Raw genomic sequence first — 14,081 nt, 5'->3', positions numbered from 1 at the left:
ATAGCTTTTATCAAAAAACGGAACGAATCCATCATTCTATTTACAGGACTAACACTATTAAAAAACAGATAAAAACCAAGACTTATGGCAAAAGAGATTTTGTTGGTTAATACAGTCCCCCTGTCCCACTTTCAAGCGCTTTATTAACTTGTGGAGACGTGGTTATTGCTGGAACACCTTCTTGAAAAGAATTTGTCCCCCCAATAACTTGATATATATCAGCAGGACCAGTCCCTGGTTTAAATGCTTCTATAATGACATCTTGATCTCCTCTTTCCGCAAGCATTCCTGTTTTCCGATTAATTGGCATTAAAATCATACCCTTTGGCATCTTAAAGGGAACATCGGGCTTTCCTTTAAGAGCATCTTCCATAAATTCACCAAAAATAGGGGCAGCCAAGGAACTTCCCGTCCCGTTGTATCCCAACGATGCTGGTTGATCGTAACCAACAAAGACACCAACGACGAGGTCAGGGGTAAATCCCATAAACCAGACATCTTTAGAATCATTGGTGGTTCCTGTTTTAGCGGCAATATGTCTATTGAGATAACGTAAACGCGCTGCAGTACCACGCTGAACAACCCCTTCCATCATCGATGTAATCTGATAAGCCGTCATAGGGTCAAGAACTTGATCTCTTTCATCAATCAATGTGGGTTCTCTTTGATTATTCCATGAATACGTATTACAATTTTCGCAAATACGATCATCATGACGATAAATTGTCTTCCCATAACGATCTTGAATTCGGTCTATCAGAGAAGGTTTAATAGAGCGTCCCCCATTGGCAATAACAGAATAAGCTGTAACCATCCGTAACACTGTTGTCTCGGCAGCCCCTAGGGCCATGGGGAGATACGGTTGTAATTTATCGACCACGCCAAAACGCTCTGCATATTCAGCGACAAGAGGCATGCCCATATCATTGGCAAGCCGTACTGTCATAAGATTGCGAGAATGCTCAATACCATAACGCAGCGTTGAAGGCCCAGCAAAGGTACCACCATAATTTTTAGGTTGCCAAACTTCACCATTATATTGGCGAACTTCGATAGGACCATCTAAAATAACCGATGCTGGTGTATACCCGTTATCAAGTGCTGCTGAGTACACAATGGGCTTAAAAGCAGAACCAGCCTGACGATAAGCTTGTGTTGCACGATTAAATTCAGATGCAGCAAAAGAAAAACCTCCCACCATTGCAAGAACGCGCCCTGTATGCGGTTCCATAGCAACAATCGCCCCTTCAACCTTAGGGATTTGTTGTAAACGATAAGTGTTGTTTGTATTGGGTAGTTTTTCAACAAAAATGACATCTCCAACTTGAAGAACATGAGACAAGCTCTGAAAAGTTCTTCGATAACCATTTTCTTTCACAACATGAAGTGCCCATTTTGAATCAGCTTCAGATAAAACAGCAATTTCTCGTTTTTTTGAGAGCATACCAGAAGTTTCGCGCTGCGGTTGTAAACCAATCTCTACTTTATTGGAGTTTGCAGAAAGAACAACCGCTAAACGCCATTCAGGAACATCACTTAATCCTGTAATATTTGCAAGTTCATCCCCCCAATCATCATCTTTCTTATCAATATGCGCATAAGCTCCACGCCATCCGTGTGCATGATCAAATTTAATTAATCCATTATGCAAAGCCTGCCGAGCAATAAACTGTAAATGTGGGTCAAGCGTTGTACGGATCGAAAGTCCACCTTCGTAAAGTGTTTTAGCCCCATAGCGATGCATTAAACGGCGACGCACTTCTTCAGTAAAATAATCAGCCGCAAAAACATAGTTATCACTTCCGCGTATTGTCGCTCCTAAAGGTTTAGCTTTTGCTTTTTCTCCTTGTTCACGGGTTACATACCCATTTGCAACCATCCGGTCTATAACCCAATTGCGCCGATCAATAGCACGCTGTGTATTCTTAAATGGATCATAATTTGCTGGACCTTTTGGAAGAGCCGCCAAATAAGCACATTGCTCTAAAGTCAGATCATTGACGGATTTATTAAAATAGGTCAAAGAGGCAGCAGCTATACCATAAGTACCACGCCCCAAATAAATTTCATTGAGATAAAGTTCGAGAATATGATCTTTTGAGTAAGTTTTCTCAATACGCATTGCTAAAATAGCTTCCTTAAATTTACGCTCTAATGTTGTTTCTGAACTTAAAAGAAAGTTTTTAGCGACTTGTTGCGTTATGGTTGATGCGCCTTCTGGACGTCTTCCAGAACCAATATTACGAATATTATTGATCAAAGCGCGAGAAAGTCCTTCGGGATCTAAACCAAAATGATGATAAAAGTTTTTGTCTTCAGCCGAAATAAAAGCATCTTTAACAAGCTTTGGGATTGATTGAATCGGTAAATAGAGGCGATGTTTTGTTGCAAACTCTGCCATAAGACGGCCATCAGCAGCATGGACACGGGTCATTACCGGTGGCTCATAAAGTGAAAGAACTTCATAATCAGGAAGTGCATTTGCTTGACCACTGGTCATAACACCCCATGTTATTGCGCCACAAAGTCCAGTAGCAACAAAAAAACGAAGAAGATATTTAAAAAAAATCATCATAAAAACGGCTATCGCTTTCTTAAGAATTGATCAAAGAAAAAATATGTTTTTTCAATCACACCACGTGGATATCACCACAAGATTGAGAAAAAGAAAATTTGTTTTCTATCTTTATATTTATATTAAGGTAAACTAAAATCCCATATTAATTACTCTATTTTCTTACAAATTTAAAGAGGCTGTACCATTTTCTGTCTATATTCAGCGAATTGACGAATAGAATGAGCAATTGAGAGAGCCATTTTTTTTCTCCAATGAGGATCGTTTAATAACTTCTCATCCTCTTTATTGGATAGATACCCGATCTCTATCAAGACAGAGGGGATATCTGAAGCTCTTAAAACTTGAAAATTAGCATAGCGATGAGGATTATTGATCAAGTTGATGTGACTCTTTGATAAACTCGAAATAACACTATTTGCAAAATTAACCGAAAATGTATGTGTTTCACGTCGTGTAAGATCCATCAAGATATCTGTAACTTCAAGCGTTTCATCTGCAGGCAAACCATCAAGCAAATCAACTTTATTTTCACTTTCAGCTAAAGATTTAGCAATGGCATCAGAGGCTTTATCTGATATGGTATACACTGTGGCTCCGCGAAGGGAATGGACATCTATTGTATCTGCGTGAATAGATATAAAAAGATCAGCATCAAATTCTTGCGCTTTTTTAACTCTTTCGCTTAATCTTAAAAAAATATTAGAATCACGCGTTAAAGCAACGCTAATATGCAGGTCTTTTTGTAATTCATCGCGTAATGCACGTGCAAAATCTAAAGTTACATCTTTTTCTAAAATTCCAGTGACCCCTCGCGCACCACCATCAATACCACCATGGCCAGGATCAAGAACAACACGAAAATTTTGCGCCAAAATCAACGGTGGTTTTGTATCAAAATTGGTCTTTTGCTGGCTCTTCAATATTTTATCAAATTTTTCTTGTGTACTTTTATGCATATCAACCAGCAACTGCCATAACCCATTGTCTAATTTTTTTATGATCGTTTTTTCAACAACAAAAGCTGTTTTGCTTGTCAAAATAATGCGTGAAGTCTGTATGTCAGAGAAAGCATAACGCACATCTGAGAGCATAACGGATAATGCATTCTCTTTCTTTAAAGGCATATTTTGCATTGAAAAATCAATTGTAGGTAAATTGATAACCAAACGTGTAGGCCTATCCAAAATCTGTAAACGAACATTTGGTTTTGAATTGAAAAGCGCAATTATACGCGTATGAGCACTATCACCAATGGTTCTAAAATTAATAAGTCTAAAAGGATCTGCGGCTTGAACACTGGTTTGACATAGCAAAAAAAATAATAAAAAGCATATGAATTGCGCAATAACATCCCAATAGGCTGTTTTCAGCTTTTGGATAAAAAAAATTCTTATCATAAGCCCTCTGATCATAAGCAAAGTATTCTACAACGACATTTGTAATAATTTATCTTGGTTATATAAAAACAATACACTAAATTTATTGTCTATTTTTCAATAAACGCTAAACTCCTCCATTATAAACACCCAAAAACGAAATTAAGGTCATAAAAATATTATCATGATACATGATTTACATTGTTACTTGCCAAACGTATGATATCAACATAAAAGAATATTGGTGCTTCCTAGCTGATAATCGATCTAATTATCTGTAACTCATAGTAAGTTATCTTTAAAGGGGTTGTTGCATATTATGCGTTGAGACTTTGTTATGGATGAAAAATTTCTATGTTATAAAATTAGGATTGCATTATTTAAGATTCGTTGGTTCGGGTATCCGAACTGTTTTAAAGATTATTTTACCAGAGACTTTTAAGAAATATGAGTTATAAAAAACAGATGGAGATAATGATGAGAAATGGTGTAAATGCAGTCATGCATCTACACGGGATGTTCCGTCCTGTTTTTCTGGTACTTCCCTTTTATGGCAGACAGCTCTTTACATCTACGAATAATTACACCGTTCGTTTGAATAAAATTGTGCATGTCGCCTTCAGGATATTAACTTATGTCAAACAAAATGCTTATAGATGCCTCTCATCCGGAGGAAACACGTGTTGTTGTTGTTCACGGCAACAAAATTGAAGAACTTGATTTTGAATCAGAACATAAAAAACAGCTCAAGGGGAATATTTATCTTGCACGTATTACGCGTGTAGAACCATCTCTCCAAGCAGCTTTTGTTGAATATGGTGGAAACCGACATGGTTTTTTAACATTTTCTGAAATTCATCCTGACTATTATCAAATTCCTATTGCTGATCGCCTTGCTCTTCTTGAAGAAGAGGAAGAAGCAGCTGTAGGGGAAAATCCAGCAGATGTTTTTACGGAAGAAACAACAAAAAATAAAAAACGCTCTAGAAGAACAAAAAAAAATGCGAAAAACAATGCTATAGCAGCCGATGTTGAAAATGATAATACCTCCGAAGCTGTAACTATTGATCATACAGAAGAGATATTAAATGCCGATGTCTCTTACGATGAAATCGAAATGGTCGGTGCTGAAGACATCCGTGAAGAACTCCCAACATATCAAAGAAAACAAGGGCGCCAGTATAAAATTCAAGAAGTGATTAAACGACGTCAAATTTTGTTGGTGCAAGTTATCAAGGAAGAACGTGGGAATAAAGGCGCCGCCCTGACAACATATCTCTCTCTAGCAGGTCGTTATTCTGTTCTCATGCCCAACACAGCACGCGGTGGGGGTATTTCACGAAAAATTACGAATGTGCAAGACCGTAAGCGTCTTAAAGAAATCGTAAAAGAATTAGCCGTTCCAAAAGGTATGGGCGTTATCTTGCGAACTGCTGGTGCCAATAGAACAAAAGCTGAAATTAAACGCGATTATGAATATCTTATGCGGTTATGGGATACGATTCGCACTTTGACACTCAAGTCAACGGCACCATGTCTTGTTCATGAAGAAAGTAATCTCATAAAGCGTTCTATACGAGATCTTTACAATAAGAATATTAGTGAAATTCTTGTCTCTGGAGACCAAGGATATCGTGAAGCGAAAGACTTTATGCGTATGCTTATGCCAAGTCATGCAAAAGTTGTGCAACCTTATCGCGATCCTACACCTATTTTTGCAAGAAATAATATTGAAATTCAGCTTGATAAAATGTTGCAACCACAGGTTTCTTTAAAATCTGGGGGGTATCTTGTTATTAATCAAACAGAAGCACTTGTTGCTATTGACGTCAATTCTGGACGTTCTACGAGAGAATTCTCTGTTGAAAAGACAGCTTTACAAACAAATCTTGAAGCTGCAGAAGAAGTAGCGCGTCAATTACGCTTACGTGACCTTGCTGGTTTAATCGTGATTGATTTTATTGACATGCTTGAAGAACGTAATGTGCGACTGGTTGAAAAAAAATTAAAAGACTGTTTGAAAAATGATCGTGCTCGTATTCAAGTTGGCCATATCTCACATTTCGGCCTTTTAGAAATGAGCCGTCAACGTATTCGCATATCAGTTTTAGAAAGTACAACACAACCCTGCCCCCATTGTGCAGGAACAGGAAGTATACGTTCTGAATCATCAATTGCTTTACATGTCATGCGCTCCATTGAAGAATATCTTCTTCATAATTCGCAATATAATATCATTGTGCGCACACCCGTAGCAACAGCGCTTTATGTGTTAAATCATAAACGCAATATTCTTGTTAATTTAGAAACACGCTTTAAACTTAATATTAGTATTGAAGCAGATGATAGTATTGGAACACAACATCTTGTTATTTCTAAAGGTACAATAGCAGAAAGCATTTCTCAATCTTCATGGGAAGATGACAATAAGCAAGAAATTAAAGATTCTATTTTCATAAAAAGTGAATCTATTGAAAATTCTTCTTCCATTGAAACAAATCAAAAACGTCGACGCAAAAATCGCCACGATGAAATTACTGATCCGTCTCTTTCCACCGTTCATAAAAAAGAAGAGACATTGAGTGATGATTCTTATCGTCGAGGGCGCCGTCGAGGACGTCGTGGTGGTCGACGAAATCAAGATAATAGTTTTCATCAACTTCGCATTCCTTACGCAGAACCAGTAGGAGATTTTGCTAAGAAGGCTTTAGCAGAAATTAAAGCCGCGCACCGCAAACGTCGTGGTCCATCCGCTAAATCTTCTAAACTTGAAGAAATAAAAAATGATACACAAGCTCTCGATGTAGAACAGCAAGATGAAGCAACAAAAGTTGATATAAGTGTAAAACCTAAAAAACGTAAAACACGTTCTTCAAAGGCGGTAGAAAATAATCTCTCTCTAGAGAGTGATCAAAATATCGCAGAACAAAAATCTCTTGAAGAAAAGCCTAAAAGCAGTTCGGTACGTAAAATTAGAACAAAAAAAGCAGCAAAATCTGTTCATGAGGGTGAGGATACCCCCCCTGAAAACACTAAGAAATCAACACGTAGAACACGTAAAAATTCATCCTCTAAAGAAACAACAGAAATAGAAAAAACATTAGAAAAAGAAACTGATATGAAGGTGGAGAGAATTGTTGAAACTTCTCCTTCCACAATTGAAGAAACAATCAACCAACCTGTTGTTATTTCATCAACATCTCATGATTCTCCTAAAACTGCGCGTATTGGTTGGTGGAAACGTAGAACTCTTTCAAAAAATTAACAATAAAAAGAAACCGCCACAATTTTTTGTGGCGGTCTCAATAAACAATCATAGAAAAAGTTTGGACCAATTCTATGGCCTATGTGTATTATTTTTGTTTTGCTTTCTCTTGCTCAGCCCGCATACGCTCTTCAATTTCTTTTTGATTTGATTGAATAGCTTGCTGCAGCTTTATTTGCTCTTGTTGGAAATCTTTTTCTTCCATACCAGGACCGGTATACGCCGCTGTAAATCCATTAAGAGAAAATTCAATAGGATTAGCTGAACCACGGAAATTAACAGTGGTTACGACCATTTTTGTACCACTTTTCATCGCTGCAATAAGCTTATCGTCTAAGACATCATTGGCAATACAACTTGGTCCATTACAAATAATATAAGGAATTTTTTTAGAAAAGCCATCACCTATTTGAATGTGAACACCTTCTGGCAAAAAACGACCTGTAGGCACTTGAATACCTATACGTTTTTCATTTTGCTTCCCTTTTATTTCAACAAGATTAAAAGCCGTTAAAGGTTGTCCCGTATTTGATAATACAGTATTCATTGTATTACAAATATCAACATCATGCTGCTTACTGCAAACTTTGTACCAACCTTGCGATAAAGTCTGTGCATTTGCAGAAATACCAGCTAAAAGAAAAAGGGCAACTGCTCCAACTAATACTGAAACAGCAGAATAAAAATTTTTATGCGACATGATTAAGCTAATCCTTTCAACGCGCTTTTAAGTAATTTTAAAAAAATATTAAGTACAGTTCCATTTAAATTTTATTAAATTATAATGAAATAAAACTTAATTTTATTATTTTTACTTCAATAAAAAAAAAAAAGTCAAATTTAGAGAAAAAACTACGACGATCTATGTAAACTTTTATATACCCATATAGCTTTCCCCTCTTTATCACACGGGTATTTGATGCAATTTATCCATAAAACACCTCTGTGCAATTATGCTAAGATTACACAAACGAATCAATATTGCAATATCAATTAAAATAAACTCCTATGCACTTCTAAAAATCTTGCGAATTTAAACTTTTTACCTTTCACGTTAGCCTATAAGGCTTTAGAAACAAATATTGCAATGCATAAAGCTCAAAAATATTGGATAAAATTTATATTTTCTAGATATCCCTAGTATAAAAGTATAAATGAAAAAGATAAAATTAACCTATAAGAACATTTGGTAAACTAAATCCATTCCTAGCCTGCAGTTTTTGAAGAATTGTAAGGAATTTTTTCTGTAGGCACTTTTCTATCCCTATTTATGAAACAATAGCGGTATGCTTCTGTCATAAAACCGCTTTCATAATAAAAACTGTGTATTTTATATCTTTTGGCTAAAAATTGAGTTTTAAAATACGCTACTAAGGAATTATTTTTTCTTACTTTAACGACACATTTTTTAGATATACAATCTATAACTGTCTAAAATATTATTATCAATAAACTTCCTTTAAAATAAAATGACATATTAATTTATAAGAATAATTTAATTTTCATAATGAAAATTAAATATTGCCTCACGCTTTCTCACCACAAAATGAACCAAATAAATTGTTGACGTTTCAGTTCTTCGAAATTTAAAGGGAGTTTCAATTTTTCTGAGCTCCTTAATCCCACTATAAATACAATAACAACAGCAACGTTCAATACACATTTAGATATTATCGACTTCATTGCATCAGTTCCAGACTTAAACAAAGCTTTTAATTTTTCGTGAGTTACCCGCTTTACATTTCCTAAACAACTCTATACTGATATATTAAATGTCATTATATTGCATCACTGTATGGGAATCAACTTTTAGCTTTGTAATGTGCGTAAAGAAATTAGCTTTTATAAAATTATCTTAATAAAAAATTATAAATTCTTATAAAACTTTCCTTATCTTTCGCAAAATCAAAGAATAAATTATAAATGAATTAAACATATCGTTCTGTCCTCTTATACAAATAACCTAAAGCTATCAAACATCTCTCTTATCGTATTAAGAAAACAAGATTTATTATACAATAATGAACAGTTATTAAAATGATTAAATTGTATATTATGTGATAAAAATAATAATATATTTATGATAAAATATTTTTTATTATTTAGTTTATTAACTTTATTTTTTATTTTATTCAATTGAAGAAATTTTTCATAAAATTTCTAAAATATACTGTTATAAAAAAATAAGTATACTTCTATTTTGGACAAAATTACTATAAGAACAAGAAAATACTCTCTAATTGAACCACTTCTCAACATGGGAACGCATACGATTTATAATATTCTTTCTCTTTTCTGGAAGCATTATATTATATATTTCTCTCGTGCTTCTACATAATAAGGCCGCGCTTTTTACATTCGAAGGGTGACGTATCATCATATCCTTTATACCATTAATTATATGTTCTTCAAAACCTGAGGCACTAGCCTCCATTATTTCTTCAAAGTGTTTGATTAATTCAGGATCAATTGAATTAATTGCGTCTTTTGCCCAACTAAAATCTTCTTGCTTCCAACCAAAATCTTTCCGGATAAAGCGCCTACATCACTATACAACATACTCTCTTGAATTTTACAAGAAAGAATAATAATGGGATAATACTCTATCATTTCGTTAATATCTCTATCGTTAAGAATCTCCATATCTGCTGCATCACTACTTACTCCTAATTCATAGGCACTTCGAGATTTTGGATATTTTTTTACTTTACTTATTTTCTCTTTATATTCTCCTACTCTATACTCTCTTGCTCTATGCGCTCTATGTGCCAATTCTGTCTTCTTCTTCGCTAACTCATTTAGTTTTGAATTAAGCTTATAACGCTCTTCATTAAGATCGCTTTGTTCTTGTATAAGCCTATCGTGCTCTATATTATGAGAACGTATTTGCGAAAGCGTTAAATCAGCGAATATCTTTTCGATAAACTTTATCCTCTTTTCAATAACTTGTAGTCTTTCTTTAATACGCTTGTATTTCTCATCAAGCGTTAAACTAGAAAGCGATAACTCGGTTCAGCTAAACTCAGCATGAGCATCTTTTACGCCATATATGCAAGGCAGTAACAAAAAAACTACCGTTAAAAACTTTTGTAATGAAGAAAGCATGTTATTTTAACCTAAATTTTTCTTTTTAGAGCACTTGTAGAAAATACTTATATGCAAATGCTATTATTGCGGTTACACTGTCTAAGCTAATTTCTTCATTATATCAATACGTGTTATTAGAGTGGACCCAATAAGTATATAAAAGGCTTTTATTATAAACTTAAATTTAATTCTTATAAAAAATCAATAAGCGGTTATTTTTATAGAGTAATTTTATAAAAATAAGGAATAGTTCTGAAAAGTAGAGAAACTGCTTTAAACAGAATGTTGTTCTGCCATTTCTACAAGCTCAGTCATAATCGTTGCTGCTCCAATAAGTCTTTCATCAACGCTAGCCCAATCCCGAATAAGAGCAATACTTTGATCTGGACGAATTTTTGCCATTGAACCTTGTTTTCCCACCCACTGAACAAGAGCAACACTATTGGCGAAATAATTATTGCGAAATTGTATAACAATCCCCTTTGGTCCAGCATCTAATTTTTCTACATGAGCTTTTCGACATAAAGTTTTGATATGAAAAACTTTAAGGATGTGTTGAACTTCAAGGGGTAAAGGACCAAAACGATCGATTAATTCGGCTGCAAATTCATCAATCTGTTCTAAATTCTCGAGTTCTGTCAAGCGTCGGTAAAGCCCCATACGTAATGATAAGTCAGGCACAAAACTTTCTGGTATCATCACGGTTGTAGCGAGTGAGATTTGAGGTGACCATTGCTTATCCTCACTTAGCTCTCCATCTTTTAATTCAGCAACTGCTTCTTCAAGCATTTTTTGATAGAGTTCAAATCCAACCTCTTTGATATGTCCTGATTGTTCTTCACCTAAAAAATTGCCTGAACCACGAATATCCATATCGTGACTTGCCAACTGAAATCCAGCCCCTAATGTATCTAGAGATTGTAACACTTTAAGACGACGATCAGCTGCAGATGTTAAAACTTTACCAGACGGAAAGGTAAAAAGTGCATAAGCACGTTGTTTTGAGCGTCCTACCCTCCCTCGTAATTGATAGAGCGCAGAAAGACCAAACATTTCAGCACGATGCACAATTAATGTATTAGCTGTTGGAATATCAAGACCGGATTCAATAATGGTTGTCGATAGTAAAACATCATATTGTCCATCGTAAAATGCATTCATAATATCATCAAGTTGTCCAGCTGGCATTTGTCCATGTGCCACAACGAATTTGAGTTCCGGTACATGGGTTTTGAGATATTCTTCTACAAAGGAAAGATCAGAAATACGAGGACAAACATAGAAACTTTGTCCACCACGATAGTATTCTCGAAGTAATGTTTCGCGTATAACAAGTGCATCAAATGGAGTAATAAAAGTACGAACTGCTATTCTATCAATGGGTGGAGTGGTAATTAATGAAAGTTCACGTACTCCCGATAATGCCAATCCTAAAGTTCGTGGAATGGGGGTTGCTGAAAGTGTAAGAACATGAATATCACTTTTAAGCTCTTTTAAACGTTCTTTGTGTTTTACCCCAAAATGTTGCTCTTCATCAATGATAAGAAGACCTAACCGTAAAAAATCGACTGCACCACTTAATAATGCATGGGTTCCAATGGCAATATCAATCGTACCATCTGAAATCCCTTTTTTGACTTGTGTGAGTTCTTTCCCTCTCACAAGCCTTGATACATGACCAATTTTAACAGGTAATCCTTGAAAACGCGAAATAAACGTCTTGTAATGTTGACGTGAAAGCAAAGTTGTCGGTACAACGACAGCCACCTGATATCCATTTAATGCTGCAACAAAAGCACTTCGAATAGCTACTTCTGTTTTTCCAAAGCCAACATCACCGCATATCAAGCGATCCATCGGCTTTCCTGAGGCTAGATCGTCTAAAACGGCATCAATGGCATTCATTTGATCTTCTGTCTCTTCATAGGGAAAACCAGCAACAAACTCATCAAATGGTCCAACTGGTGGAAGTAAAGCAGGCGCAGCACGGGTCGCACGCTCCGCAGCTATACGAATTAATTGCCCTGCCATTTCCAATAAATGTTTTTTAAGCCGAGCTTTACGTGCTTGCCAAGCAACACCCCCTAATTTATCTAAAGTAACCTCTGTTCCTTCTGAACCATAACGTGAGAGAAGCTCAATATTTTCAACAGGTAAAAAGAGTAAATCACCTCCAGCATATTTAATTTCAAGGCAATCTCGTAAAATTCCAGTTGTAGTGATGGTTTTTAGACCAACAAATTGGCCAATACCATGATCAATATGCACAACAAGATCACCAGAATTTAAAGCAGAAACTTCAGAAATAAAATTTGTATGATTCTTACGCCGCTTTGGTGATCTGATAAAGCGATCACCTAAGATATCTTGCTCTGCTATAATAGCTAAATCTTCAGCCTCAAAACCATGTTCTATCATGATAACAGCTGCTAATATGCGATCTCGTGGTGTTGCTTTGACTGTTTGCAAGGATTTTACAACTTCTATTTTTTTCAATCCATGCTCATCAAGAACTTGTACCAAACGATTGAGAGACCCTTCACTCCAACACGCTAAAAGTACTTTTTTGCCAGCAGCGCGTAAAGATGCGATGTGATCAATAACACTTGAAAAAACATTCTTTTCTTGCGCATTACGCTCTTTTACAAAATCATATCCCTGTTTAACTTGTGCGTGAATAACTGTTTGTTCCAAACTTTGTGGAATATTAAAAGGCGAAAAATCAATACGCTGTGAAGATTGTTGCACACATTCCAAAACACGCTCTGGCGTTAAATAGAGAAGACTAGGTTCTATTGGATGATAAGAAGTAGAACCTTCGTTATCATTTTCGCGCTCTTTGCGCGCATTGTAATAGTCTTTAATAAGGCGATAGCGCTCAATAAAAACTTCTTCTATGAGATGTTCAAAAACAAGCGGTAAGTTGCCACAATGGTCAAAAAAAGTATCAAGGCTTTCATAAAAAAATGGGAGCCAATGTTCCACACCAGCAAAACGCCGACCTTGAGCAATTGCTTCATAAAGCATGTTATTTTTTTGTGATACACCAAATGTACGGGTATAATTGCTTTTAAAGCGGCTGATGCATTCATCTGTCAAAACAACCTCGCTCATTGCCTGTAATAAAAGTTCAGTTTTTTGGCGTATTGTTCTTTGACTTTCTGGATCAAATACACGGATGCTTTCTAGGGTATCTCCAAAAAAATCAAGACGTAAAGGCTGGGTATCCATAGGAGAAAAGATATCTAGTATTCCTCCTCTTACAGCAAATTCACCAACATCACGGACAACCGTAACGCGTTCAAAACCATTGGTTTCTAGAAATTGAATGAAATGCCCCATGTTATGGCGCTGGCCAACATGTGCATGAATAAGCTGAGCTTCTATCATTTCACGAGGAGGCAACTTTTGCATAATTGCATTTGCTGTTGTTAATATAATTGCAGGATGTGGATTTTGACGTAAATTGGCCAGGCGTGCCAATGCTGATAATCGACGTGCCATAATAGCAATTCCTGGTGACACGCGATCATAAGGCAAGCAATCCCAAGCAGGAAATTGAAGGACGAGCAAATTGGGCTCAATAAAATTTAAAACTTGTTGTAAGTGCGCAATTTTTGTTCCGTCTCGGACAACATAGATAAGTGGTTTACCTTGTGCAATTTCTGATCTTAATTTAGCAAGGGCAAAGGCTTCAAATCCATCCGTAACGCCATCAAAAATCATATGAACAGGACTATTGGGGGGAATGATAATTTTTTTAAATATAGACATT

Annotated in this window: 6 protein-coding genes; 1 reads left to right on the top strand and 5 read right to left on the bottom strand. The window is 35.8% G+C overall.

Features of this window, described 5'->3' with window-relative positions; all coding sequences use genetic code 11:
* Positions 1-106: 106 nt before the first annotated feature.
* Positions 107-2,575 (bottom strand): penicillin-binding protein 1A, encoded by a 2,469-nt coding sequence (locus NNJ73_RS06520; protein ID WP_254493302.1) that lies wholly within the window; start codon positions 2,573-2,575, stop codon positions 107-109.
* Positions 2,576-2,745: 170 nt separating this feature from the next.
* On the bottom strand, positions 2,746-3,975 hold the full coding sequence (locus NNJ73_RS06515; RefSeq protein WP_254493300.1) for an N-acetylmuramoyl-L-alanine amidase: 1,230 nt from the start codon (positions 3,973-3,975) through the stop codon (positions 2,746-2,748).
* Positions 3,976-4,588: 613 nt separating this feature from the next.
* Here NNJ73_RS06515 and NNJ73_RS06510 point away from each other — a divergent pair.
* Positions 4,589-7,219, top strand: coding sequence for an Rne/Rng family ribonuclease (locus tag NNJ73_RS06510; RefSeq protein ID WP_254493298.1), 2,631 nt, complete (start codon positions 4,589-4,591; stop codon positions 7,217-7,219).
* An 88-nt stretch (positions 7,220-7,307) separates the two neighbouring features.
* Here NNJ73_RS06510 and NNJ73_RS06505 read toward each other — a convergent pair whose 3' ends face one another.
* From NNJ73_RS06505 to mfd, 3 genes are all read right to left on the bottom strand, one after another.
* A complete protein-coding gene (locus tag NNJ73_RS06505) occupies positions 7,308-7,919 on the bottom strand; it encodes an invasion associated locus B family protein (RefSeq protein ID WP_254493296.1) in 612 nt (203 codons plus the stop codon).
* A gap of 1,754 nt (positions 7,920-9,673) precedes the next feature.
* On the bottom strand, positions 9,674-9,991 hold the full coding sequence (locus NNJ73_RS06500) for a hypothetical protein (protein ID WP_254493294.1): 318 nt from the start codon (positions 9,989-9,991) through the stop codon (positions 9,674-9,676).
* Positions 9,992-10,579: 588 nt separating this feature from the next.
* Positions 10,580-14,080, bottom strand: coding sequence for a transcription-repair coupling factor (gene mfd / locus NNJ73_RS06495; RefSeq protein ID WP_254493292.1), 3,501 nt, complete (start codon positions 14,078-14,080; stop codon positions 10,580-10,582).
* Position 14,081: the final 1 nt, after the last annotated feature.

Source organism: Bartonella sp. B1099 (assembly GCF_944801835.1).
Classification (GTDB): Bacteria; Pseudomonadota; Alphaproteobacteria; order Rhizobiales; family Rhizobiaceae; genus Bartonella.
Note: the sequence above shows the minus strand (reverse complement) of the source record. Positions and strands in the feature narration are given on the sequence as shown.